The organism is Brevundimonas sp. FV1ye28 (assembly GCF_058681135.1).
In genome coordinates this window covers 3,222,369-3,246,564 of the sequence record NZ_CM178731.1, presented here as the reverse complement: position 1 = coordinate 3,246,564, position 24,196 = coordinate 3,222,369, and the positions used below count along the sequence as shown (strand labels likewise).

At 67.5% G+C, this 24,196-nt stretch carries 27 protein-coding genes; 9 read left to right on the top strand and 18 right to left on the bottom strand.

Translation table 11 applies throughout. The annotated features are described in order from the left end of the window. Positions 1–132: 132 nt before the first annotated feature. Both ACW171_RS16025 and ACW171_RS16020 read left to right on the top strand, forming a co-directional pair. Positions 133–849 (top strand): hypothetical protein, encoded by a 717-nt coding sequence (locus tag ACW171_RS16025; RefSeq protein ID WP_492094732.1) that lies wholly within the window; start codon positions 133–135, stop codon positions 847–849. Positions 850–933: 84 nt separating this feature from the next. Continuing rightward, complete coding sequence (locus tag ACW171_RS16020; protein WP_492094730.1) at positions 934–1,299, top strand: hypothetical protein; 366 nt, start codon at positions 934–936, stop codon at positions 1,297–1,299. A 39-nt stretch (positions 1,300–1,338) separates the two neighbouring features. On the opposite strand, the gene flhA is transcribed toward ACW171_RS16020, so the two are convergent. The 9 genes from flhA to ACW171_RS15975 all read right to left on the bottom strand — a co-directional run bounded on the left by flhA (position 1,339) and on the right by ACW171_RS15975 (position 11,031). Further along, positions 1,339–3,438: a flagellar biosynthesis protein FlhA gene (gene flhA, locus ACW171_RS16015; RefSeq protein WP_492096654.1), complete on the bottom strand. Its 2,100-nt coding sequence runs from the start codon at positions 3,436–3,438 to the stop codon at positions 1,339–1,341. Between the two features lie 55 nt (positions 3,439–3,493). After that, positions 3,494–4,900 (bottom strand): sigma-54-dependent transcriptional regulator FlbD, encoded by a 1,407-nt coding sequence (gene flbD / locus ACW171_RS16010; RefSeq protein WP_492094728.1) that lies wholly within the window; start codon positions 4,898–4,900, stop codon positions 3,494–3,496. Positions 4,901–4,940: 40 nt separating this feature from the next. After that, positions 4,941–5,273 (bottom strand): flagellar motor switch protein FliN, encoded by a 333-nt coding sequence (fliN, locus tag ACW171_RS16005; RefSeq protein WP_492094726.1) that lies wholly within the window; start codon positions 5,271–5,273, stop codon positions 4,941–4,943. Next, positions 5,273–5,935: a FliH/SctL family protein gene (locus ACW171_RS16000; RefSeq protein ID WP_492094724.1), complete on the bottom strand. Its 663-nt coding sequence runs from the start codon at positions 5,933–5,935 to the stop codon at positions 5,273–5,275. Before ACW171_RS16000 ends, fliN begins: the two co-directional genes overlap by 1 nt. Further along, complete coding sequence (fliG, locus tag ACW171_RS15995; RefSeq protein ID WP_492094722.1) at positions 5,935–6,972, bottom strand: flagellar motor switch protein FliG; 1,038 nt, start codon at positions 6,970–6,972, stop codon at positions 5,935–5,937. Before fliG ends, ACW171_RS16000 begins: the two co-directional genes overlap by 1 nt. Then, a complete protein-coding gene (gene fliF / locus ACW171_RS15990) occupies positions 6,972–8,603 on the bottom strand; it encodes a flagellar basal-body MS-ring/collar protein FliF (protein WP_492094720.1) in 1,632 nt (543 codons plus the stop codon). The genes fliG and fliF overlap by 1 nt, the downstream gene beginning before the upstream one ends. A 541-nt stretch (positions 8,604–9,144) precedes the next feature. Next, positions 9,145–10,134 carry an alpha/beta fold hydrolase gene (locus ACW171_RS15985; protein WP_492094718.1) on the bottom strand — a complete coding sequence of 330 codons (990 nt, stop codon included), beginning with the start codon at positions 10,132–10,134 and terminating at the stop codon, positions 9,145–9,147. Then, a complete protein-coding gene (locus tag ACW171_RS15980; RefSeq protein ID WP_492094716.1) occupies positions 10,131–10,727 on the bottom strand; it encodes a uracil-DNA glycosylase family protein in 597 nt (198 codons plus the stop codon). The genes ACW171_RS15985 and ACW171_RS15980 overlap by 4 nt, the downstream gene beginning before the upstream one ends. Continuing rightward, positions 10,711–11,031, bottom strand: a complete 321-nt coding sequence (locus ACW171_RS15975) for a DUF3253 domain-containing protein (RefSeq protein ID WP_492094714.1) — start codon at positions 11,029–11,031, stop codon at positions 10,711–10,713. The genes ACW171_RS15980 and ACW171_RS15975 overlap by 17 nt, the downstream gene beginning before the upstream one ends. A gap of 71 nt (positions 11,032–11,102) precedes the next feature. On the opposite strand from ACW171_RS15975, the gene ACW171_RS15970 reads away from it, so the two are divergent. After that, positions 11,103–11,537, top strand: coding sequence for a PaaI family thioesterase (locus tag ACW171_RS15970; RefSeq protein WP_492094712.1), 435 nt, complete (start codon positions 11,103–11,105; stop codon positions 11,535–11,537). On the opposite strand, the gene ACW171_RS15965 is transcribed toward ACW171_RS15970, so the two are convergent. From ACW171_RS15965 to ACW171_RS15955, 3 genes are all read right to left on the bottom strand, one after another. Further along, positions 11,534–12,154 (bottom strand): glutathione S-transferase family protein, encoded by a 621-nt coding sequence (locus ACW171_RS15965; protein WP_492094710.1) that lies wholly within the window; start codon positions 12,152–12,154, stop codon positions 11,534–11,536. The genes ACW171_RS15970 and ACW171_RS15965 overlap by 4 nt on opposite strands. Positions 12,155–12,169: 15 nt before the next feature. Beyond that, positions 12,170–13,441 (bottom strand): NupC/NupG family nucleoside CNT transporter, encoded by a 1,272-nt coding sequence (locus ACW171_RS15960; RefSeq protein ID WP_492094708.1) that lies wholly within the window; start codon positions 13,439–13,441, stop codon positions 12,170–12,172. Positions 13,442–13,592: 151 nt separating this feature from the next. Beyond that, a complete protein-coding gene (locus tag ACW171_RS15955; protein WP_492094706.1) occupies positions 13,593–14,471 on the bottom strand; it encodes a branched-chain amino acid aminotransferase in 879 nt (292 codons plus the stop codon). Between the two features lie 82 nt (positions 14,472–14,553). Between ACW171_RS15955 and ACW171_RS15950 the strand changes: the two genes are divergently transcribed. The 3 genes from ACW171_RS15950 to ACW171_RS15940 all read left to right on the top strand — a co-directional run bounded on the left by ACW171_RS15950 (position 14,554) and on the right by ACW171_RS15940 (position 17,190). Further along, a complete protein-coding gene (locus ACW171_RS15950; RefSeq protein WP_492094704.1) occupies positions 14,554–15,273 on the top strand; it encodes a response regulator in 720 nt (239 codons plus the stop codon). Between the two features lies 1 nt (position 15,274). Then, positions 15,275–16,618, top strand: a complete 1,344-nt coding sequence (locus tag ACW171_RS15945) for an ATP-binding protein (protein ID WP_492094702.1) — start codon at positions 15,275–15,277, stop codon at positions 16,616–16,618. An 86-nt stretch (positions 16,619–16,704) separates the two neighbouring features. Next, entirely contained in the window at positions 16,705–17,190 is a 486-nt protein-coding gene (locus ACW171_RS15940; RefSeq protein ID WP_492094700.1) for a hypothetical protein, read from the top strand. Here the strand turns inward: ACW171_RS15940 and ACW171_RS15935 are convergent. The 3 genes from ACW171_RS15935 to ACW171_RS15925 all read right to left on the bottom strand — a co-directional run bounded on the left by ACW171_RS15935 (position 17,187) and on the right by ACW171_RS15925 (position 18,814). Further along, entirely contained in the window at positions 17,187–17,924 is a 738-nt protein-coding gene (locus ACW171_RS15935; RefSeq protein WP_492094698.1) for a pyrroline-5-carboxylate reductase family protein, read from the bottom strand. The genes ACW171_RS15940 and ACW171_RS15935 overlap by 4 nt on opposite strands. A gap of 10 nt (positions 17,925–17,934) precedes the next feature. Then, positions 17,935–18,438: a type III secretion system chaperone family protein gene (locus ACW171_RS15930; RefSeq protein ID WP_271083791.1), complete on the bottom strand. Its 504-nt coding sequence runs from the start codon at positions 18,436–18,438 to the stop codon at positions 17,935–17,937. A gap of 85 nt (positions 18,439–18,523) precedes the next feature. Beyond that, positions 18,524–18,814 carry an accessory factor UbiK family protein gene (locus ACW171_RS15925; RefSeq protein WP_492094696.1) on the bottom strand — a complete coding sequence of 97 codons (291 nt, stop codon included), beginning with the start codon at positions 18,812–18,814 and terminating at the stop codon, positions 18,524–18,526. A 171-nt stretch (positions 18,815–18,985) separates the two neighbouring features. Between ACW171_RS15925 and lgt the strand changes: the two genes are divergently transcribed. Genes lgt through pgeF form a run of 3 tightly spaced genes read left to right on the top strand, consistent with a single transcriptional unit; the run spans position 18,986 to position 21,698 of the window. Then, complete coding sequence (gene lgt / locus ACW171_RS15920) at positions 18,986–19,855, top strand: prolipoprotein diacylglyceryl transferase (RefSeq protein ID WP_492094694.1); 870 nt, start codon at positions 18,986–18,988, stop codon at positions 19,853–19,855. Continuing rightward, positions 19,855–20,928, top strand: a complete 1,074-nt coding sequence (locus ACW171_RS15915) for a class I SAM-dependent methyltransferase (protein WP_492094692.1) — start codon at positions 19,855–19,857, stop codon at positions 20,926–20,928. The genes lgt and ACW171_RS15915 overlap by 1 nt, the downstream gene beginning before the upstream one ends. Beyond that, on the top strand, positions 20,925–21,698 hold the full coding sequence (gene pgeF / locus ACW171_RS15910) for a peptidoglycan editing factor PgeF (protein WP_492094690.1): 774 nt from the start codon (positions 20,925–20,927) through the stop codon (positions 21,696–21,698). The genes ACW171_RS15915 and pgeF overlap by 4 nt, the downstream gene beginning before the upstream one ends. A 269-nt stretch (positions 21,699–21,967) precedes the next feature. Here pgeF and ACW171_RS15905 read toward each other — a convergent pair whose 3' ends face one another. The 3 genes from ACW171_RS15905 to ACW171_RS15895 all read right to left on the bottom strand — a co-directional run bounded on the left by ACW171_RS15905 (position 21,968) and on the right by ACW171_RS15895 (position 24,190). Further along, a complete protein-coding gene (locus ACW171_RS15905; RefSeq protein WP_492094688.1) occupies positions 21,968–22,225 on the bottom strand; it encodes a DUF3297 family protein in 258 nt (85 codons plus the stop codon). 78 nt (positions 22,226–22,303) lie between these two features. Then, positions 22,304–23,077 (bottom strand): SDR family oxidoreductase, encoded by a 774-nt coding sequence (locus ACW171_RS15900; protein ID WP_492094687.1) that lies wholly within the window; start codon positions 23,075–23,077, stop codon positions 22,304–22,306. A gap of 162 nt (positions 23,078–23,239) precedes the next feature. Further along, positions 23,240–24,190 (bottom strand): MotE family protein, encoded by a 951-nt coding sequence (locus ACW171_RS15895; protein WP_492094685.1) that lies wholly within the window; start codon positions 24,188–24,190, stop codon positions 23,240–23,242. Positions 24,191–24,196 lie beyond the last annotated feature (6 nt).

The window sequence follows — 24,196 nt, the reverse complement described above, 5'->3', positions numbered from 1 at the left end:
CTACGGGCGACAACATCTGGGATGGAGCTTTAGCGTCGCAGCCTCGCGTGTCCAGAGAAGTCATTGGCGGCGCGACTCGTGCACGACCATAGTGTACCCAAGGCAAGCTGTGCCGTATCGGGAGTGGGTCGGATGTTCTGGTGGTGGTGGATCGCACCGACGGCCGTCGCAATCATCGGCGTCATCATCCTGGGCTCGGGCCTGGCCTCCCTGTTCAAGGGTAGGCTGTTGGGCGGCGTTTTCGGCACGGTCGGCGGCGTCGCCCTGCTGGGCGGGGCGCTGGGCGCGGCGCTTCTGGGCCAGAACGTCCAGACCTATCAGCGCCTGACCTACGAGCGGCCGGTCGCGACCCTGTCCGTCCGCCGGCTGGCCCCCCAGTATTTCGAAGTCGTCGTGGCCCAACCGGCAGACGGCGACCTGCCGGCCCGCACCGCCGTCTATCCGGTCAACGGCGACGAGTGGCGGATGGAGGCACAGGTCCTGAAATGGAAGCCATGGGCCAATGTCGTGGGCCTGGATTCCCAGTACCGGCTCGACCGCCTGTCCGGCCGCTACCAGAACATCGAACAGGAACGCACCGGCGCCCGCAGCGTCCACGCCCTCAGCGGCGGCGACGATAACGGAGGGGTGCTGGAATATGTGCCCTGGAACCTCAGCGTCTGGGACGTGGCGCGAAAGTACCGCCGTTACATCGACGCGGTCGATACGCTTTACGGATCAGCGGCCTATATGCCGATGGCCGACGGCGCGACCTACGAGGTCTGGATCACCCAGTCGGGCCTGATCGCGCGGCCGACGAACGATGCGGCGCGCGCGGCCTCGGCGGGCGGGTTCGTCAGGGTGAACTAAACGCAGCGGGACTAGCGTCATTCGGGATTTTGTGCGCCAATCCCGTCTCGAGAGTGCCCCGATGCAACCTGCCGGAGTCCTACGATGAACGCGAACGCCTTCGCCCTGACCGGCCTCTTGATGCTGATCCCGGCATCGACCCTGGCCCAGACCACGACGCCGCAGCCCAACCTGCCGCAGTCCGTCCAACTCGCGCCTTCGACCCACGCATACATGGTCGCTGCTTCGCCGGTTCCAGGCCCGCTGGATTGGGACGCGAACCGTCAGCGCGTGAACGACCGAACCCGCCAGATCCTCTATAACACGAGCCCGGCTCGCCTGGATCGCGCCGAGCGAGTGGCTGCACTGCTCGACGCCGGCGACTGCGCCAGAGCGCAGGCTCTGGCGGTCCAGGAGAACGACCGGCGTCTCGCGCGGCGCGTCGGCACGATCTGCCAAGCCAGCAACTGACCTTTCGACGCCGGGCCCGGCCCGGCGTCACAAACCCGTTCAGACCGACCCCAGCGTCCGCAACCGCGCCTTGGGATGCACCTCGTTCTGGCTCATCACCACCGTCTGCCCCCGGAAGCGTTCGATGATCGAGCGGACGTAGGGGCGGATTTGCGGCCCCGTCAGCAACACTGCGCTCTCGCCCGACATGGCGGCGCGTTCGAACACGTCGCGGACGGCGCGAATGAAGTCCTGGAGCCGGGAGGGCGCCATGGCCAGTTGCTTATCCTCGCCCTGCCCCACCAGGGATTCCGCAAAGGCGGCCTCCCAATCCGGCGACAGGGTGATGATCGGCAGGGCGCCGTCGTCGGACTTGTGCTGCCAGCAGAGCTGACGGGCCAGGCGGGTGCGGACGTGCTCGACCAGGGTGGTCACCGACGACGAATGCGGCGCGGCCTCGGCGAGACCTTCCAGGATCGCGCCCAGGTCGCGGATCGAAACCTTCTCGCGCAGCAGGGCCTGCAGAACGCGTTGCAGCGTCGTGACGGTGACGACAGAGGGCACCAGTTCCGCGACCAGCTTCTTCTCTTCCTCGCCCAGTTCCTTCAGCAGCTTCTGCACCTCGGCGTAGGAGAGCAGTTCCGCCATGTTCTCCTTGAGAATTTCGGTCAGGTGGGTCGTCAGCACCGTCGAGGGATCGACGATGGTGTAGCCGCGGAAGGTCGCTTCTTCCCGCAGACTCTCGTCGATCCAGGTCGCGGGCAGGCCGAAGGCGGGTTCCTTGGTATGCTCGCCCGGCAGTTCGACCTGACGCCCCGCGGGGTCCATGGCCATCAGCGAGCCCAGACGGACCTCGCCGGCCCCGGCCTCCATCTCCTTGATGCGGATGGCATAGCCCTGGCTGGGCAGGCGCATGTTGTCGAGAATGCGGACCGACGGCATGACGAAGCCGAACTCCTGCGCCAGGGCGCGGCGAAGGGCGCGGACCTGATCGGTCAGGCGGCGGCCTTCCAGGTCGTTGATCAGCGTCAGCAGGGAATAGCCCAGCTCGATCTTGACCTCGTCGATGGTCAGGGCTGTGCCGATGGGTTCTTCGGTGTCGTCCTTGGGCTTGGAGGCGGCGGCGGCGGCGGCTAGCTCGGCCTCGGTCGGCTGGGGCTTCAGCTTGGCCCGTCCATGATGCCAGGCCATGTAGCCGGCCCCGGCGGCCAGGGCAGCGAACGGGATGATCGGCATGCCGGGGATCAGGGCCAGCAAGGCCGAGGCGGCGGCGACCATGCCGAGGCTGACGGGATTGGTGGCCAGCTGAGCGACCAGAGCCTTGTCCGCCGATCCCTCGACCCCGGCCTTGGAGACCAGGAAGCCGGCGGCGATGGAGATTATGATGGCCGGAACCTGGGTCACCAGACCGTCGCCGATGGTCAGCTGGATATAGGTATTGGCCGCCTCGCCGATCGGCAGGCCGTGCTGGATCACGCCGATCAGGATGCCGCCGATGGCGTTGATGGCGACGATGATCAGGCCCGCCATCGCGTCGCCGCGCACGAATTTCGAGGCACCGTCCATGGCGCCGAAGAAGGTGGATTCCTGCTCCAGTTCCTTGCGGCGCAGCTTGGCCTGGTCCTCGTTGATCAGGCCGGACGACAGGTCGGCGTCGATGGCCATCTGCTTGCCCGGCATGGAGTCCAGGGTGAAGCGGGCGCTGACTTCGGCGATCCGGGTCGACCCCTTGGTGATGACGACGAAGTTCACCACCAGGATGATGGCAAAGATGATGATGCCGATGATGAAACTGCCGCCCATCATCAGGGCGCCGAAGGCGTTGATGACCTGACCGGCGGCGTCGTGGCCCTCGTGGCCATGGGTCAGGACAAGGCGCGTCGAGGCCAGGTTCAGCCCCAGCCGGAACAGGGTCGAGATCAGCAGCACGGTCGGGAAGATGGCGAAGTCCAGCGGACGCTTCATCATCAGCGCCGTCATCAGGATCAGCACCGACGACACCAGACTGATCGCCAGCAGCAGGTCCAGCAGGAATTTCGGCACCGGCAGGATCAGCAGCAAGATGACGCCGATCACGCCGACGGCCATCCCGACCTCGCCGCGCATCAGCCAGCCGCGCACGTCATTCCCGGTCGGGCGGGCCATGCCGTCCTTCATCATGACAGGCGTGTCGGTCATGCGCGTCCGAAAGCCTCAAGTTCCCTGAAACGAGGGGTCACGCCGCGTTCGAGCCGTAGGCGGCCGTGGCGATGCCGGTCTGGGGCGCCATGATCTGGGTGCCTTCGTCGGCGTATTCGTTGAGCTTGTTGCGCAGGGTGCGGATCGAGATGCCCAGGATATTGGCCGCGTGCGTCCGGTTGCCCAGGCAGTGGGTCAGGGTGTCCAGGATCAGCGTCTTCTCCATCTGTGCGACCGTCTGGCCCACATAGGCGCGCGAGACGGCGTCTGCGGTCTGGGCGGCGCGGGCGGCCAGGCCTCCGCCCAGGCCCGCGTCAGCTCCGGCCGATCCAGCCGTCAGCGGCTGACCATCAGGCAGGCGAATGGCCTCGACGTCGATCTCGGGCCCGACCGCCAGCAGGACGGCGCGGTGCATGGCGTTCTCGAGCTCGCGCACATTGCCCGCCCAGCGATGGCCGACCAGGGCGCGCTTGGCGTCCAGCGAGATCGGGCGCACCGGCACGCCGTTGGCGGCGGCGTATTTCTTGACGAAGTGATCGGCCAGAACCGCGATGTCGCCCGGCCGCTCGCGCAGGGACGGCAGGCGCAGGTTCACGACGTTCAGGCGGTACAGCAGGTCCTCTCGGAACACGCCCTCGGCCACGGCCTTGGCCAGATCGCGGTTGGAGGTGGCGATGATGCGGATGTTGACCGGCACGGGCTTGGTGCCGCCGACGCGGTCGATGACCCGTTCCTGGATCGCGCGCAGCAGCTTGGCCTGAAGCCGGGCATCCATCTCCGAGATTTCGTCCAGCAGAAGCGTGCCGCCGTCGGCCTCCTCGAACTTGCCGATGCGGCGGGCGACGGCGCCGGTGAAGGCGCCCTTCTCGTGCCCGAACAGTTCGGATTCCAGCAGGTTGTCGGGGATGGCGGCGCAGTTGACGCTGATGAACGGCCGCTCGGCGCGCTTGGAGTGGCTGTGGAGGTAACGGGCCATCACCTCCTTGCCGACGCCGCTCTCGCCGGTGATCAGGATGGAGGCTTCCGAGCGGGCGACCTGGTCGGCCAGCTGTGTCACGGCCTTCATCGCCGGATCGGCCGAGATCATCGGCCGGTCGTCGTCGGCCACGGCAGCCAGGACGGCGGCGATCAGGTCGGCGTCCGGCGGAAGCGGAATGAACTCCTTGGCCCCCGCGCGGATGGCGGCGGCGGCCTTTTCGGCGTCATTGTCGACACCGCAGGCGACCACCGGCACGAAGATCCGCTCGGCGTCGTTGGCCGCGATCAGGGCCCCGATGTCGAGGTTGTAGTCGACCATCAGCAGGTCGGCCCCCTGCCCGCGTCGGAGCTGTTCCGTCGCCTGATCCGCGCGCTCGACGTGGTTGACCTTGGCGCCGTGCGCCATAGCCATCTTCACCGCCGCCGCAAGCTGGCCCGAAAGCCGTCCGACCACCAGAAGCCGCATGGGTCTTCTCCTCTATTCTCTACGCGCGATCAGGCGGCGATCAGCCGCCCTGATCCTCGGTCTTGATGATTTCCGTCATGGTCACGCCCAGGCGATCCTCGACGACGACGACCTCCCCGCGGGCGACCAGACGGTTGTTGACGAAGATGTCGATGGCCTCGCCGACCTTGCGGTCCAGCTCGAGCACGCTTCCGCGATTGAGCTTCAGCAACTGAGCCACCGTCATGTGGGCCTTGCCCAGGACGGCGGAGATGTTCACCGGCACGTCGAACACGGTCGACAGGTCGGCGGCCGATTTGTCCCCCAGCTCGTCCATCGTGGCCAGGGCGGTGGAGTCCGGGAACTCCTCCAAGGCGAGGTCGTCGGCGGCCATCAGAAGTCACTCCCGTGCGGCAGGGATTCAGCGTGCCCGGCTTCGGAAGCCAGGGCGTTGGTCAGGGCGGTGGCGATGCGGTCCGCAGCGGCGGCGGGATCGAAGTCGGCGCGCCCGTCGGCCCATTCCAGTTGGAAGGCGGCGAGCGGCAGGGACAGGTCCTCGCGGAAGGCGACCGCGCCCGTGAAGCCGGCGTCGACGCAGACCGCCTGGATCTTGGCCTGCACGCCGGCCTCCAGGCCCGAGGCCCGGATGACCAGGCGGGGCGACCCGTCGATCTCCTGGCCCAGGGTTTCCAGCGCCGATTGCAGCGGCCCGGTCGGCAGCCGCTCCAGGGCGGCGGCGGCGATCACGCGGGCGGCGGCCAGGGCCAGGCCGGCGGATTGCTCCCGGTGGGTCTGGGCGACATGGGCCAGGGCCGGGATGGCCTGTCCCATGGCCTGGCCGATGGCGGCGACCCCCATGGCCTCGATGCTGGCGGCTTCGGCCAGAGCGGCCTCGCGGGCCTCGAACCGGGCCTGTGCGACCAGGGCCTCGACCTCCGAGGGCATGTAGGCGCGCTTGGTCGGCCGGAAGTCCGACGCGCGCACGACCGAGCCCGACCCGTCGAACTCGGTGTCGAAGGAGAAGGGTCGGCTGTTCAGGGGGGCGTGATCGGTCATCAGTAGATCAGCTCATCGTCGCCGGCCGCGCCGGCCAGCATGATCTCGCCGCGCGCCGCCAGATCCTTGGCCACCTGGACCATGGCCGTCTGGGCGGTATCGACGTCCTTCAGACGGACAGGCCCCATGGACTCCATGTCTTCGCGCATGATCTTGGAGGCGCGCTCGGACATGTTGGTGAAGAACATCTCGCGCAGGGTCTCCGACGCCCCCTTCAGCGCCAGACCGAGAGAATCCTTCTCCACCGAACGCAACAGGGTCTGCACCCCGCCCGGGTCCAGCTTGTTCAGGTCCTCGAAGACGAACATCAGGGCGCGGATGCGTTCGGCGCTCTCGCGGTTTCGTTCTTCCAGGGCGCCGATGAAGCGGGCCTCGGTCTGGCGATCGAACGAGTTGAAGATATCGGCCATCGCCTCATGGCTGTCGCGCTTGGAGGTGCGGGCCAGGTTGGACATGAACTCGACGCGCAGGGTCTGTTCGATCTTGTCCAGGATCTCGCGCTGCACCGGCTCCATGCGCAGCATCCGCTGGACGCACTCCAGGGCGAAGTCTTCGGGCAGGGCCGTCAGGACCCGCGCGGCATGGTCCGGCTTCACCTTGGACAGGATCACGGCGACGGTCTGGGGGTATTCGTTCTTCAGATAGTTGGCGAGGACGGCCTCGTTCACATTGCCCAGCTTGTCCCACATGGTCCGACCGGCCGGACCCCGGATTTCCTCCATGAGCCCGTCGACGCGGTCGGCCGGCAGGAAGGAGGCCAGCAGGCGCTGGGTCTGTTCGAACGAGCCCATGACGGCGCCGGAGCCGGACATGCCCGACACGAACTCGACCAGCAGTTCTTCGACCACCGCAGCGGAAACGGTGCCGAGGCCCGCCATGGCCTGGGAGATCTCCTTGACCTCCTCGTCGTCCAGGTTCTTCCAGAGCTGGGTGTGCTCCTCGCCGAGCGACAGCAGGATGACGGCCGCCTTCTCGGGACCAGTCAGCTTCTTGGCGTCGTCGACGGATGCCTTCTTGGTGCCGGCCATCTTGGACATCAGCCCTCGTGGACCCAGCTGCGCAGGATCGAGGTCGATTCATCCGGATGCGCCTCGACGAAGTCCGCGACCTTCTTGACTGACGATGCCTTCACCTGACCCTCGATCCGGGCGATGTCGAGCCGCTGGTCCATTTCGGATGGTCCGCCCAGTTGCCCCATCGCTCCGCCCGATCCGCCGACGACGCTGGTCTGCAGCGAAGTCACCGGAATGCCGTTGGCGCCGGCCAGCGCGCCCCCGCCGCCGCTCGCCGACTTCAGCAGCGGACGCAGGACGAAGAAGATCAACAGCAGGCCGGTCACCAGCAGGACCAGCAGCTCGACACCGCGCATGATGTCGTTCTTGTCGAAGTTCAGCAGGGGCGAACCGCCGTCGGTGCCGCCGGCCGTGACCAGGGCGTCGCGATTGAACTGGACGTTGGTCACGCGGATCTGGTCGCCGCGCGCCTGATCATAGCCCATGGCCGCCTTCACCAGATCCTCGATCTGGGTGATCTCTTCGGGCGTGCGGGCGGTGTAGGTCGGCTCGCCGCCGGCCTCGGCGGCGGGGGTCAGCTTGCCGTCTACGGCCACGGCGACCGACAGCTTGCGGACCTCGCCCGGCTCCTTTGTCGTGGTCGTGGTGGTGTTGGAGATTTCGTAGTTGGTCGTCTCGCCCGTGGCGCTCTCGGTCGAACCGGCCGGCGTGTTCGCGGGAGCCTCGCCGCCCGGGATGTTGTTGGTCGCCGTGGCGCCGCCGTCCGGCGTGCCTTCCGTGTTCTGCGACTGGGTGCCGTTGGTCGAGGTCGAGCGGACGACCTGGCCGTCGGGATCGTATTTCTGCTCCTGGGTGGTGGAGCGGCTCATGTCGATGTCGGCGGTGACCTGGACCCGTGCCGCGCCGGGCCCGACCACGCCCTCGACCAGGTCCTTGATACGGGCCTGCAACTGGGCCTCGGTATTGGTCTTGGCGGCCTCGGCCGTGGCGGACGAGAAGCCCTCCTCGTCGTCGGCGGCGGCCAGGGTCTGATTGGTCTCGTCGACGACGGTGACCTTGCCCGGCTTCAGGTTCGGCACGGACGAGGCGACGACGTTCCTGATGGCCCGGACCTGATCGGGGCTGAGGGCGCGACCGCCCAGGCCGACGACGACGGCGGCGGTCGGCTGAGCGGCGTCCTGGGCGAACAGTTCGCGGCGCGGCAGTGCGATCTGGACCCTGGCGGACGAGATGCCCCGCATCGACATGATGGTGCGGGCCAGCTCGCCCTGGAGGGCGCGCTGTTCCGAGATTTGCTGCTGGAATTCGGTCTGGCCCAGCACCGACTGGGTGTCGAACAATTCGTAGCCGACGGAACCGGAGCTCACGAGCCCCTTGCCGGCCAACATCAGACGGGCGGTGCCAACGTCGTCGCGGTTGACCATGATGGTCGAGCCGTCGCCGCGGGTTGAATATTTGATGCCCGCCTGGTCCAGCGAGGCGGTGATCTCGCCGGCTTCGCGCAGGTCGAGGTTGGAATACAGCAAAGCGTCGGGCGCCTGACCCACGCGCATCATCACGGCCACGAGGATGGCTGCGACGCCGGCCCCGACGCCGAGGATCATGGCGAGCCGCCCGATCCCAAATCTCTGCAATGCCGCCGTGAAGCCGCCCACGCGTCCCGCCTGATACTGATGCGGGGTCGTCGACCAGCCCTCGCTAGGCAGAAACTGCCGCCTGCGTGGTTAACGGCGGTTTAAGTCTCGGGGTGAACGGCGGGATTATCGGGGTTAATCGCCGCTTCCCCCCTCAACCCGCTCCCGTACCTCCGTGCACCCCGGCGAAGGTCGGGGTCCAGATCACGGACACGGTCGCTTGGGATAAGCGCCTCTTTCGGCCTTTCAATCCCGTGCTTTCCATCTGGACCCCGGCCTTCGCCGGGGTGCACGGATAGAATAATAAGGAATTTTTTCTTAATTTGATCTTGCGCCGCGCCGATGGCCTCCCCACCTCCACCACCGGTCTTTGACAACTTCATCAGGAACGCCACCCGCCGCCGCGGCGACACCTCAAAAGTCGCCAAATCGTTGATTTTCCTCACCATGCCCGACCCCAACGGTATGTGTTGTCACCCCAATTCAAGTCACCCCGCCATCGGCCTGATGTCCGTAATGTCCGTTTTGTCAGGGTGTTTTCGCCAGACATTTCGAACGAGGCTCAGCGCAGGGCCTCCACGACCGACCCGGCTCCCGACGGCAAGGGCGCGTCCGGGTCCCTCAGGATCGCCTCGACGTCGCGGAAAACCACCTCGGCCTGCCAGTCCCGGTTCAGCAGGTGCCAGCCGTTCGGATACCAGGCGGTTCTCAGGGTCGGCGGATCGCCGGCGCGGATCAGGGCGCGGCGCATCGGGCCCTTCTCGATGATCTGGTCATGGGCGCCGTACATCAGCAGCGTCGGCGCCCGGACCCGCCCCAGTTTGATCGTCGCGCTTTCCATCAGGTCGACCAGGCCCGACAGGGCGTCGAACCGGGTCGAGCGGATGAAGCCGGGGTCGTTTCCGTTGGCCACCAGTTCGATCAGATTGTCTGTCGCCCGGATGTGACGGACGGCCCAGTCCGGCGGCGTGACCGATCTGGATCCCATCAGCCGGGCGGCGGCCCACAGGCTGGCCCGATTCGGCAGGCTCTGGCTCGACCAGCCCCAGACGGCGGGGGCCAGCAGGATCAACTGATTGGCGACAGGCGGCCGATCCGAGGCGAAGGCCGAGATGGCCACGGCCCCGCCCATACTCTCTCCTACGACAGCTATGCGGGCGTCGGGATGCTGGGCGCGGACCAGGGCCACGACGGTGCGCAGATCCTCGACCATCCGCGCCTCTCCGGCCCAGACGCCCCGGCCAGGCGCGTCGCCGAAGCCCCTCTGGTCATAGGCGTAGGTCGCGATCCCCTGCTCGGCCCACCAGGGTCCCGCCAGGCGAAAGGCCGCCGCGTGATCGTTCATACCGTGCAGGCCGATGACGATGATCGAAGGCTCCGCCGGTCCCCAGCGCAGGTAGGGCAGCCTTCCCCCGTCATCGACGACGAAGGCGCCGGCCTCGATCCTGGGGCCTGCAAAGTTCGCGGGCGGCGTCAGCGGCGGCTGAACATAGGGCGTCGCGCAGGCGGCCAGGGTCAGCAGCATCACGGACAGGACCAGGGCGCGGATCATCCCCCGAGAATGCCAGCGACCCTTTGGCGAAGATACGGCAAGACCTCATCCTCGAACCACGGATTGCGCCTCAGCCAGGCGGTGTTCCGCCACGACGGATGCGGCATCGGCAGGAAGGTCGGCCCATAGTCCCGCCAGGCCTGGACCGTCTCGGTCATGGTCGCCTTGGCTCGGCCGCCGAGCGCCCACACCTGGGCATAGCCGCCGACCAGCAGCGTCAGCTCCATCTCCGGGAGAGCCTCCAGCAGCCGGGGTCGCCAAAGCTCGGCGCACCGACGCGGCGGCGGATAGTCCCCGCCCTTGGGCGCCGTACCGGGATAGCAGAAGGCCTGGGCTGCAACCCCGATCCTGTGATCGGCATAGAAGGTCTCGTAGTCGACGCCCATCCAGTCCCGCAGTCGGTCGCCCGAAGGATCGGTGAACGGCAAACCGCTCTCATGCACCCGCCGCCCCGGTGCCTGGCCGCAGATCAGCAGCCGGGTCTCGGGAAAGACCCGCACCACCGGACGCGGCTCATGGGGCAGTTCGCCGAGACAGGCCCGGCAGGCGCGGATATCGCTCAGGACCTCGGCGAGGTCAGGCGAAGTCGTCATCGCCCTCGGGCTTGGGCGGCAGGGCGGCAAGCGCCGCGGCGGTCTCCGCCTCGGTGGGCAGGCGCAGCCTGGTCACCCCCCGGAAGTTCGTCGGATCGACGACCTTGCCCTTCTTCGTGATGGTCAGCTTGCCCTGGCGCATCAGGCCGAGCGCCGTCGCCCGGACCTTCGGCAGGACGCGCTGCCACTGCTCCGTCTGGATGTGTTTGGCCACATCCGCCGGCTCCACGGACTTGCCGTCGAGGCCCTTGGGGTTGGCTTTGGCAAGGGTTTCGAAAATTGCCGCTTCGATTGGATCGCTCATCGGGCCTATATGCTGCACTGCAAGATCAAAAAGAAGGCGGTATCCGCCGAACCTACGCGGGACTGACGACGATGGTAGCCAAGATCACCGTGACCGAGGGCGAGTTCGCCGGCTGGCAGATGTACGACCTGCACGGCACGTTCGACCAGACCGTCGGCCCCTTCTATTTCAAACCGGACCCCGACGGCCGCATGCGCTGCGCCTTCCGCGCCGAGCCCAAGCACATGAACGCGGGCCATCGGATGCACGGCGGCTGCCTGATGACCTTCGCCGACATCGCCCTGTTCCAGACCGCCTACCAGGAGATGGAAGGCAAGAACGGCGTGACCGTTCAGCTCGATTCCACGCTGATCGACGGCGCATATGTCGGCGAACTCGTCGAGGCGACGGGCGAGGTTGTGCGGGCGGGCGGTTCGTTGATCTTCGTGCGCGGCCAGATTTCGACAGGCGACCGCACTCTGATGACCTACTCCGGCATCATCCGGAAGTTTACGCCGAGAACCTAGACCCCGGCCTTGGCGGCGGGCCGGGCGCGGCAGTCTTCCAGCCAGCGCGCCAGATGGACGAACTCCTCGGGCGGCCGATATTTGACGATGCGAGCGAAGTCGAGCCCGACCACGCCCACGATGTCGGCAATGGTGAAACGGTCCAGCGCGATGAAAGGATGCTCGGCCAGATGCCGGTCGAGGGTGCGCATGAAGCGTTCCGCCGCGACCCGGTTGTAGTCGGCGACCTGAGGCTGCTGCGCGCTTTCCAACGCCGCCAGGGCCGGGTGGGTAAGGCGGACGTTCAGCATGATCGGGTTGGCAAGATAGAACTCGCACCGCCGGGTCCACATCTCGACCACGGCCTGTTCGCGAGCGTCGATGCCGAACAGGTTGGGCTCCGGATACAGGGCTTCCAGATAGCGGCCGATAGCGACCGATTCCGAGATGGTGGTCCCGTCGTCCAGTTCCAGGGCCGGTACGTGGGGCACGCCGACCCTGGCGCGATATGCCGGCGTCTTGTGCTCACCCGACATGATGTCGATCGGCACGATCTCGACGTCCTCGATGCCCTTCTCGGCCATCACCCAACGGACGCGCCGAGGGTTGGGTGCGCGGTGGCTGTCGTAGAGTTTCATCGAACGGTCTCCGGTTCAGCGGAATATGGAGGCCGGCATCGCGCCGACAACCGCCGCCGTCATCAGGGTCGCCAGAAAGCCCGCGAACAGCGCCTTCCACACCATGCCCAGCACTTCTTCACGCCGCTCGGGGATCAGCACCGACAGGCCGGTGACGGTGATTCCCACCGAGCCGATGTTGGCGAAGCCGCACAGGGCGTAGGTCAGCAGCATACGGGTCCGTTCGCTCATCTCGCCAGCAGGCACCTCGCCCAGACGGATGAAGGCGACGAACTCGGTCAGGGTCAGCTTGACGCCCAACAGCCAGCCCGCGCGCCCGGTCTCGGGCCAGTCGACGCCGATCAGCCAGGCGACAGGCATGAACAGCCAGCCGAGCAGGCGCTCGACCGTGACCTGGTCGCCGAACAGCCACAAGCCGCCCAACATGACGTTCACCAGGGCGACCAAGGCTACGAAGACGATCAGGACCGCAGAGATGTTGAGCACGACCATCAGGCCGTCGGCGGTTCCTTTGACGATGGCGTCGATCGCAGAATCGTATTTCAGCGCCGAGCCGTAGTCGGCCACAGCCCCCCCCTCGCCCGGCTTCTCGGGGATCAGGATGCGGGCGAGAAGAACGCCCGCCGGCGCCGAGACGATGGAGGCCACCAGGACGTGGCCGGCGGCGTTCGGCAGGGTCGCGGACAGGATCGAGGCGTAGGCGACCATGGTCGAGCCGGCGACCGTCGCCAGACCCACGACCATCATCAAAAAGATTTCGGAGCGGGTCAGCTTGTCGAGGTAGGCGCGGATCACGATCGGGCTCTCGATCATGCCGAGGAAGATGTTTGCCGCGACGGCCAGCGCGGAGGCGCCCCCCAGACCCATCGTCTTCTGAAACAGAAAACCAAAGCCCAGCGTCAGCCACTTCAGCACCTTCCAGTGCCACAGCAGGGCTGAGAGCGCCGAGATCACCAGAATCAGCGGCAGGACGTTGAAGGCGAAGGTGAACAGGCCGCCCTGGTTGGTGACGGCATAGGGCTGGTCTCCGCCGGCCAGCCAGCCGAACACGAACCTGGTTCCCTCGGTCGTCGCAATGGCCAGACCGTCGACGGCACCGGTGACGGCGGCCAGTACGTTCTGCGACCCCGGAATGGCGAACAGAGCCAGCACCAGGGCCCCCTGCACGCCGATGGCGCCGAGGGTCAGTCGCCAGGGAAACAGGCGCCTGTTCTCGGACAAAGCCCAGCAGGCGGCGACAATGACGACGAGCCCGAAAAGGCTCTGAAGGTTCAGGATGCTGAACATGGAATGATGGTCTTCCCCACACCGGCGAGGCCGGGCCGTCGCCGGTTGAACGCGACTGAGAGCCGGGCCGCAAGCCTATTTGTCGCAGGCTGGAATGCGAAACGGCCCAGCGTCGCCGCCGGGCCGTTCGCCTCGCTTCGAAGGCGATGTCTTATTTGATCCGGCGAACCAGCTTGCCGTAGTCGTCCATCAGGGTCAGCGACAGGTCGCCGGGCGTGAAGGTGTATTCGCCGATCGACTGCACCGGGGTCACCTCGGCGGCAGAGCCGGTCAGGAAGCATTCCGAGAAGGTCGACAGTTCTTCCGGGCGGATGTGGCGAACCACCACCTCGATGCCCTTGGCCTTGGCGATGTCGATGACCGTCTGGCGCGTGATGCCGTTCAGAATGTAGGTCACGTCGGGGGTGTGGATCACGCCGTCCTGGACGAAGAAGACGTTGGCACCGGTGGCCTCGGCGACGTAGCCCCGCCAGTCCAGCATCATGGCGTCGGCGAAGCCGCGCTTCTCGGCCGCGTTCTTGGACATGGTGCAGATCATGTAAAGGCCGGCGGCCTTGGCCGTCGTCGGGGCGGTCAGCGGGTCGGGGCGGCGCCATTTAGCCCACTCCAGCTTGATGCCCTTCTTCTTGACCTCGGGGTCGAAATAGCTGGGCCAGTCCCAGACGGCGATGGCGACGTGGCATTTATTGTTCAGGGCCGAGACGCTGACCTGTTCGGGGCCGAGGAAGGCGACGGGACGGATGTAGGCGTCCTCCATCCCCATCTTCTCGCAGGTTTCCTTGCAGGCCTGATCAATCTCGGCAGTGGTATAGGGCAGTTCGAAATCCAGCAGATTGGCCGAACGGGCCAATCGCTCGGAATGCTCTGTCAGCTTGAAGATTTCCCCGCCATACATACGCTCACCCTCGAACACCGACGAGCCGTAGTGAAGGGCATGGGTCAGAATGTGCGTTTTCGCTTCCCGCCAAGGCACGAAATCGCCATTCACCCAGATCCAACCATCACGATCGTCGAAAGGAACCAAGGCCATTGAACAACGTCTCCTGCGCAGATTTGCCGGTTAGAACGCCCGAAGCGCCGAAGGTCAACGCCATCGGCAAGGGAATGTTCGCATGAGCTCGAGCCGTTCAGGGCCTGTGGCCGGTGCCGGGGTCGGTCGTCACCTTCTGATCGTCGATGACGACGACCGGATTCGCGAGCTTCTGAAGGAGTATCTGGCGCGCGAGGGTTATCGCGTGACCGGGGCCGCTCACGCGGCGGCGGCGCGTCGCTTGATGGAGCTGATCGAGTTCGACCTCGTCGTGCTGGACGTCATGATGCCGGGCGAGAGCGGGCTGGAGCTGACGACCTGGGTGCGGTCCAAGGCGCAGTTGTCCAAGACGCCGGTGCTGTTGCTGACCGCGCGGGGCGAGGCCTCGGACCGGATCGATGGTCTGTCACGTGGCGCCGACGACTATATGTCCAAGCCCTTCGACCCGAAGGAACTGTCGCTGCGGATCGATGCGATCCTGAGGCGGACGGGCGTCAAGCCGATCATGCCGCGCGAGATTCGTCTCGGCACGGCGATGTTCGATCTGGAGCGGCTGGAGCTGACCCGCGACGGCGCGCCGATGCGGCTGACCGAGGCCGAAGCTCAGCTGCTGAAGACGCTGGCCCTGCACGCCCATGCGCCGGTCGAGCGGATGGACCTGTCACCGGACACGGCCGACATCACCGGCCGGGCGGTCGACGTCCAGGTGACGCGTCTGCGGCGGAAGCTCGAGGCCGATCCTAAGAACCCGCGCTATCTCCAGACGGTGCGCGGTGTCGGATACATGCTGGCGCCCGACTGACATGCGGCTGCTGCCCTTCCCCGTCCTGGCGCGGTTTCTGAAGCGGCAGTTGCCGACGTCGCTGTGGGGACGGTCGCTGCTGATCATCGTCCTGCCGATCCTGATCATGCAGGGGGCGGTGACCTGGGCCTTCTTCGACATGCACTGGCAGACGGTGACGGCGCGCCTGTCCGAGGGGCTCGCGGGTGACGTGGCCTGGGCGGCCGAGAGCTATCGCGACGAACCGACCGAGGCCAACCTGGCGGTTATCGCTGACCGGGGTGAGCGGTCGATGCAGCTGTCGATTGCGCTCCGGCCCGGCGCGAGCCTGCCCGAGGAGCGAAATCGGGGGCCGATCGGGGTGGTGGACCGCACACTCGAGGCGGCGTTGGCGGCGCGTCTGGACCAGCGCTTCTGGTTCGATACGACCCGCTACCCGGCCTATGTCGATATCCAGGTCCAGCAGCCGCAGGGCGTGCTGAGGATCATCGCGCCGCGTGAGCGGGCAGTCGCGACCCAGGCGCACATCTTCGTCCTGTGGCTGATGCTGGCGACGGTGCTGCTGATGAGCGTCGCCATCCTGTTCATCCGCAATCAGGTCCGGGCCATCGAACGGCTGGCCGAGGCGGCGGAGGCCTTCGGGCGGGGCGAGATGTCGCCGAAGTTCAAGCCGCACGGCGCCCGCGAAGTGCGTCAGGCGGCCGTCGCCTTCCTGGCCATGCGCGACCGGATCCAGCGGCATATAGAACAGAGGACGGCGCTGTTGGCCTCGGTCAGCCACGACCTGCGGACACCCCTCACCCGGTTGCGCCTGGAACTGGCCCTGGCCCCGCAGTTCAAGCGTCAGAGCGCCATGAAGGGCGATCTCGACGAGATGGAGCATATGATCGACGAGTATCTGGCCTTCGCGAAGGGCGAGGCCGGGGAGGCTCCGCAGCCGGTCGATGTCTCGGCCCTTCTGAAGGCGGCGGGCGAGGACGTGAAACGCGCCGGAGCCGAGGTGGAGATCACCGCCCCCGCCGATCTGACGGCGTCTCTCAGGCCGCTGGCGTTCAAACGGGCCCTCACCAATCTGGCGGGCAATGCGGCCTCGCACGGCGAGCATGTACGTCTGTCGGCGCGAGCTCTGGCGTCGGGAGGGCTGGAGATCTCGGTCGAGGATGATGGGCCGGGCATTCCCGACGAGATGCACGAAGAGGCTTTCCGACCCTTCAGCCGGCTGGACGAAAGCCGCAACCAGAACCGGAAGGGCGTGGGGCTGGGCCTGGCCATCGCGCGGGACGTGGCACGCGGGCATGGCGGCGACATCACCCTGGCGCGCAGTGATCTGGGGGGCTTGCGGGCTCTGATCCGACTGCCGGGCTGAAGGGCGATCACTTTCGGCGGCGTCTACTGGTGAAAGGTCCTGCGCGAGCGCATCTTGCAGAGGACAGGGAAACTCCGGAGATCGCCATGCCCCGTTTCAGCTTCATCGCCCCGTTCGCTCTCGCCGCCCTCGTTGCCGCGCCGGCGTTGGCCCAAGAGGTCACTGTCACGGTCGGCGGCGATCTGACCGAGAAAGTCGAGACGCTCGGTCAGCGCGACGTGGACCGACAGATCGAACGGCTGCAATCGGTCGTCGAACGCCGACTGGCCCGCGACGGCGGTCTGGAAGGGGCGCGGGTCAATCTGGTTCTCACCGATCTGAAGCCCAACCGACCGACCTGGCAGCAGGCGGCCGACAAGCCCGGCCTGTCGATCACGGACAGCATCTCGATCGGCGGGGCGACCATCGAGGGCGAGGTGATCACCGCCGACGGTCAGCGACTGCCCGTCCGCTATTCGCGTTACTCCTCCTCGCTGGCCGAGGTGTATGGCCACTCGACCTGGCAAGACGCCGATCGCGCCTATGACCGGTTGGCGGGCAATCTCGTCGCGGGACGGCTGGTCAGCCGCTAGGCGCCCGCCGCCAACGCGTGGGCCCGGCTGACGGCGGCCTGCACGGCAGCCTGAGCGGCTCCATCGAAATCGGCGGCTTTGAGCGCATCAAGGCCCGCTCGGGTCGTGCCGCCGGGCGAGGCGATCCGGGCGATCAGATCGTCCAGCGAGGCCTCGGCGCCCGCCCCCGAACCCGCCGATCGGAGAGCCCCGCGCACGAGGCGTTGCGCGGCGCCAGGCGTCAGTCCTGCCTCGACACCGGCGGCCGTCAAAGCCTGAGCCAGGGCGTAGAAGAAGGCGGGGGCGGAACCGGCAACGGCCGTGGCGGCGTCGATCAGGGCTTCCTCGTCCAGATCGACCGTGTCGGCGATGGGGTCGAACAGACTGTGGGCGACACTGCGCGCATGCGGGTCGGCTGACCATATGGCGGCGACACCCTGCGCCTGAGCGACGGCCGTCGTGGGCATGACACGCACGACGGATCGGCCTGGGAGAGCCACGGCCAGATCCGATGCGCGGACGCCGGCCATGACTGAAATCACGACGCTATCGGGGGCCAGGGTCGCCAGCAGCGGAGCCACCGCTTCACGCCAGGCAGCGGGCTTCACCGCTATGATCAGCGCCTGCGTGTCCGCCGGGCAGACCGGCGGGACGGCGCGGGTCAGGATGGTCGGATCGGAGACCGCACCCGTCAGCCGCCAGCCTTCGGCTATCGCGGAGCCGAGGCGGCCGTGACCCAGGAGGACGACCGTCATCGCGCCACCGTCAGGCCGTGCCGACGGTCTCGAACAGGCAGGAGTCGATCGCGTCCTGGGGCTTCTTGTTGCCCCGGATCATGAAGTCGAAGGCCGGGTAATAGCGGTCGGCGGCCTCGACGGCGGCGTCGATCATCGACGCGGCCTGGGCCAAGGTCGGGCGCTCGCCGTGCGGCAAGGCCAGGGAGTGGCGGAAGACGATCTCGCCGTCCTCGGACCAAACTTCGAAATGGCCCATCCAGGTGCGCTGGTTGACCATGGAGACCAGCTCGTAGGCGGCGTTGCGACGGCTCTTGGTGGCCCGCAGGTCCAGGGCGCAGCACAGTTGCAGGCAGTCGCCCTCGGGACGCCAGGCGAACCAGAGTTCGTAGTCCTTCCAGTCGCCGGCGAGGGCGAAGGCCAGATCGCCGTCGTCCGTCCGGTCGAACGGAAGGTTCTCGGCGTTCAGCACATGCTCGACCACGTCCAGCGGATCGTAGGGGACGTCGACCTCTTGGGGTCCGGCAGCATCCATAAAATGAACTCGATCTCGCGGGGGGAAGGGCGGCCGACTCAGGGTCGCGTGTGAAACTGACGGTAGGCGTGTTCGGAGATTCGTCTCAACCGGCTGCGTCCGGAAGACGAGTTCCGTCTGTGGACGTTCCCTTTTGAGGCTTCTTCGGCGTGGTCGGAGCCTCGGCTTTCAGCTTCGCAAGCTCGGCGCGGAGGGCGGCGACCTCGGCCTTCAGGGCATCGAACTCGTCCTTGCGGACCAGATCCATTTCGGCGGCGATGCGATCGGACTGGGCGCGGAAGGCGGTTTTCGCTTCCTCGCCGGCGGCTTGGGCCAGGCCCATGGCGCTGGTGGACAGTTTGGCGAACTCGTCGAGGAAGGGATTGCGGGTCTGCATCGAAGGGCTCCGGCCCGGCGGCGGGCGTGGTTAAGCGAGGGTTGCCTGATATGGTGAACGAAACCTTTCCAGACACCCCTTGATTGAGGGCAATCGGGGCTGAAACGTGTCACGCTCGCGTGTGGCCGCGACGCTTGCTAAAGCCGGGCTGAAAAGCTTCAGGAGCCTCGCTTGCCCTTTCCCGAGTTCGATCCGGTTCTGATCCATCTGGGTCCGCTGCCGATCCGCTGGTACGCCCTGGCCTATGTGATGGGCATTGTGCTGGGCTGGGTCTACGCGGCGCGCATCCTCAAGATCGAGCGGGTCTGGGCGCCCGGCAAGCCGCCGATGACGGGACCGCAGCTGGATGATCTGGTCCTGTGGATCACGCTCGGCATCATCCTGGGCGGGCGGTTTGGCTATGCCGTCTTCTACAAGCCGGTGATGTTCGCCCAGTTGTTTACCGGGTCGAACCTGGGGGAGCGGCTGGAGCTGTTCCAGCTGTGGACCGGGGGGATGTCGTTCCACGGCGGGATGCTGGGCTGCACCGCGGCGGTGCTGATCTATGCCTGGAGAACCAAGGCCAATGCGCTGAGCATCGGGGATATGGCGCTGGCGGCTGCGCCGATCGGCCTGTTCTTCGGGCGGCTGGCGAACTTCGTGAACGGGGAGCTGTGGGGCCGCACGACGGACGTGCCCTGGGCCATCCGGTTCTGCAACGCCCGCATCGAGCAGATGTACGGCTTCTGCCCCGCCGGGAACGAGCCGCGTCACCCGAGCCAGCTGTATGAGGCGGGGCTGGAAGGCGTACTGCTGTTCATCGTGCTGGGCCTGGCGGTCTGGAAATGGCGACTGCTGGCCAAGCCCGGCTATGTCACGGGCCTGTTCCTGGTCGGATACGGCGCGTCGCGGGCGCTGCTGGAGACGGTGCGTCAGCCCGACGCCGGGATGGAGAACTTCCCGCTGGGCCTGACCATGGGGATGATGCTGTCGATCCCCATGATCATCGTCGGCGCCTGGCTGATCCAGAGGGCCTGGAACCGGCCGCCGGCCGCCGCCTGATGTCGCTGAGGGATCGGCTGGCGCGGGAGATCGCTCTGACCGGGCCGATGACGGTGGCCGATTACGTCACCCGCTGCCTGCACGATCCGAGCTACGGCTATTATGCGACGCGGCCGTCCCTGGGGGCGCACGGGGACTTCATCACCGCGCCCCTCGTCAGCCAGATGTTCGGGGAGCTGATCGGGCTGTGGGCGGTGGAAACCTGGCATCGGCTGGGCGCGCCCGAGCGGTTCCGGCTGGTCGAGGTGGGGCCGGGGGATGGGACCCTGATGGACGACGCCTTGAGGGCCGCGCGGGTTGCGCCGGGCTTCCTGGAAGCCTGCGAGCTGATCCTGATCGAGCCGTCCGCGCCACTGAGGGCGGTGCAGGAGCGGAGGCTGGCGGGGGCCGATGTGTCGCCCCGCTGGGTCGGTTCGCTGACCCGGATCGAGACCGACGCTCCCGTCATCCTGGTCGCCAACGAGGTGCTGGACTGCCTGCCTGCCCGGCAGTTCGTGAGGACCGAAGGGGGCTGGGCCGAGCGGCGGGTCGGGGTGACCGACGAGGGCGGGCTGACGTTCGGGCTGGTGGGCATCACCGGAGGGTTCGAGCGCCCGCCCTATGAGATCGAGCCGGGTCAGGTCATCGAGGTGTCGGAGCAGCAGGCGGCCTTCGGGCGGGATCTGGGCGCCTTGCTCAATCAGACGACCGGGGCGGCCCTGCTGATCGACTATGGGCGGGATCGGCCGGGGCCGGGGGATACGCTTCAGGGGCTGATGCGCCACGCCAAGGTCGATGTGCTGGCCCAGCCCGGCGAGGCGGATCTGACCCAGTGGGCCGACTTCCCGGCCGTGCTGGAGGCGGCGGTTCGCACAGGGGCGGATGTCACCGGCTGCCTGGGCCAGGGCGACTTCCTGCGGCGGCTGGGGATCGAAGCGCGGGCCGAGCGGTTGTCCTCGGGACGGCCCGAGGCGGCGCCGGTGATCGCGCGGCAACTGGCGCGACTGACGGCGCCAGATCAGATGGGCGACCTGTTCAAGGCGGCGGCGATTTTCGCGCCTCGCAGCCTGAGTGTTCCGGGGTTCGAACCATGAACGACCTGACGCCCATTACCCATCCGCTGCTGGACAAGGCCGGAGTTCGCCACGGGTTCTTCACGCGTCGGGGCGGGGTCTCGACCGGGATCTACGAGGGGCTGAATACGGGCCTGGGGTCATCCGACGATCCCGAAGCGGTGGCCGAGAACCGGCGGCGGATCGCGGAGGCCATGGGCGGCAGGCCCGACGATCTGGCGGCCTGCTACCAGATCCATTCGGCGATCACCCGAGTGGCGGAGGGACCGTGGGCCGGCGACCGGCCCGAGGGCGATGCGGTCGTGACGACCACGGCCGGGGTCATCCCCGCCGTGCTGACCGCCGACTGCGCGCCGGTGCTGCTGGCCGATGCGGAAGCCCACGTCGTCGGGGCTGTCCATGCGGGCTGGAAGGGCGCGCTGGGCGGCGTGGTTCACTCGGCGGTGACGGCGATGGAGGCGCTGGGCGCGCGGCCCGAACGGATCGTCGCCGTGGTGGGACCGTGCATCGCCCAAGGCAGCTATGAGGTCGGGGCCGATTTCCAGGAGCGGTTCGAGCATCACGACCCGGGGGCGGGCCGGTTCTTCGCGCCCGGCGCCGAGGCCGGCAAACGACTGTTCGACCTGCCCGGGTTCGTGCTGTGGCGGCTGGAACAGGCGGGCGTCGGCGAAGCGGCCTGGACTGGCCACGACACCTGTGCGGATGAGGCGGACTTCTATTCCAACCGCCGCGCGTTCCAGCGGGGCGAACCGGACTTCGGGCGGTTGATGTCGGCGATCGCCCTGGTTTGACTGTGGTCTGTCCGAAATGTCCGGACGAAAAAAAGCGGACGAAACGGACAAAGCGGACGAAACCGGCCGGCGTCCGCTCTCTCCGCGAACCGAAGTCACCACTATAGGGGCACTCGATACCTGGGCAGACAATGGCCCTCGGATGAGCCTCTGAAGCAGGCCTGACCTTAGCTCAGAGGGCCAGGAAGATTTTTATCTTCGACGATCTCAGGCGGCTCGACCTCTGCGGATCCCAATCCAGACTGGGGTGCCGAGAGACGAGAGACAGCTCAGCCTTCGCCCTCAACCTCTTCGCTCTGGAAATAGGGCTCGACCGTGCCTTGCAGCTTGACGGTCAGGGCGTTGCCCTTGCGGTCGACGGCCTTGCCGACGGCGAGGCGGACCCAGCCTTCGGAGACGCAGTATTCGTCGACGTTGGTCTTTTCCTCGCCCTTGAACTTCACGCCCACGCCGCGCTGAAGCACGTCGGCGTCGTAGTATTTGTTGTTCGGGTTGACCGAGAGGCGGTCGGGGGGCGTGTCGGACATGGCGGGGCCTTCGAGAAACTCAAGCGGCGGTGCATAGCCGCCCCTGCTCGATCCGACAATGTTCAACCGATGAGGGGCTCAACCGAGCCCGGCGAACCCCCGCCCGACGCTCCAGCCGCCGTCGGCAGGCAGGACGACGCCCGAAACATAACGCGCATAGTCCGAGGCGAGGAACAGGCAGACGTCGGCCACGTCATCGACGGTGCCCAACCGGTTCAGGGCGACGGCGCGGGCGGCGGCGGCCTTGGCCTCGGGCGTGGGGGCAAGACGGTCCATGCCCTCGGTGCCGTCGATGGGGCCGGGCGACACGGAGTTCACCCGCACTCCCTCCCCGCCCCACTCGATGGCGAGGGTCTTGGTGATCATGTCGACGCCCGCCTTGGCGGCGCAGACGTGGACCTGGAGCGCCATCGGAATCCAGGCCTGGGGCGCGGTGATGTTGATGATGCTGGCGCCCGGCTTGGTCAGGTGCTCATGGGCCGCGCGCAGGACGTGGAAGGTGCCCAGGGTGTCGATATCGGTGACGGTCTTGAAACCGTTCGAGCTGAGGGCCGCGGCCGGGACCGGGAAATTGCCCGCCGCGCCGGAGACCAGGACGTCGATCGTGCCGCGCTTTTCGCGGAAGTCGGCGACGGCGGCCTTGACCGCATCGAAGTCTCGGACGTCGAGGCTGTAACCGAGGGCTGGATGCTGACCGGAAAGCTGCTCGACGGCGGCGTCGACCTTGTCCTGGCTACGGCTGGCGACGGCGAGCCGGGCGCCGCTCCTGGCAAAGGCCTTGGCGATGCCGAGGTTGATGCCGGAGGTGCCGCCGAAGACCATGACGGTCTTGCCGGTGAAATCGAAGGCCATGGCTCGCTCCCGTTGTTTCGATCACCGTGCACCCCGGCGAAGGCCGGGGTCCAGATGGAAAACTCGGTGCCGAGGTCAGGAGACCCTGCGTCAGTCCAGCCGTTCGTATCCGTAAGCTGGACCCCGGCCTTCGCCGGGGTGCACGGAGGGGAAGCTGTCGGCCTATTGCACCGACTGGCGAGGGGCGGACGGGTTGGCGGCCCCGGAGGCCCCGGCGGTGGGCTGGTAGGGTTGGGGTCCGGCGGGCGGGGTCGCGGCGGGCGTCGTCGGACGCGGCGTTTGGCGCGCAGGCGCGCGGTTCGCGGCCGGACGAGCGGCGGGACGCGCCGCCGGGCGGTTGGCGGCCGGGGTGGCGGCGGGGGGCGTGGTGGTCGCGGCCGTCTGGGTCGGTGCCGGGGCGTTGGCGGCCGGAGCCGTCGTGTTGGCGGCGGTCTGGGCCTCGGCCGGGGTCACCGGGGCCGAGGCGGCGGCGGCGCGGGCGGCCAATTGCTGGGCCTGGAAGCGGCGAGCCAGCTTCTCGGTCAGTTCGCGGGCGGCGGGGGCCTGCATCTGGGCCAGGATGGCGGACAGGCCGCGTGGGCGCATGGCGGCGGCGATCGGCAGGCGGACACTGTCCTCCAGCGTGGTGAAGATGGCGGCAGCCTCGCGCGGGCGCATGGCGGAATAGACGGCGACCAGACGGGCGGTCTCGGCGGCCTCGCGCTCGTCGACCTGACCCAGCAGGCTCTGAACCTCGGCCTTGATGGCGTTGAGGGCCTGGACCTTGGCGTCGAGCTTCTGTTCGGCGGCGACCATGAGCGGCAGGGTGGTGGCGAAGTCGGCGTCGCGGGCGTCCAGCTCGGTCCGGCGGGCCGACAGGGACTGGATGATGCGCAGTTCGGCCGGCGAGATGCCGGCCTGCTGCGCCAGTTGTTCCGGCGACAGTGCGCAGACGGCGGGGGGAGCCTTAGTGGCGGCGGGTGCGGCGACGGTCTCGCTGACGGCCTCGGTCGCTTCCTCGGCCCAGGCGCGGGCACCCTGGAAGATGTCCGGACCGGCGCCGACGGCGCGCACGGCCACGACCCCGCCGATGGCGACGGCGATCAGGGGCAGAAGGCGGGGCAGCTTGGCCATAAGGTC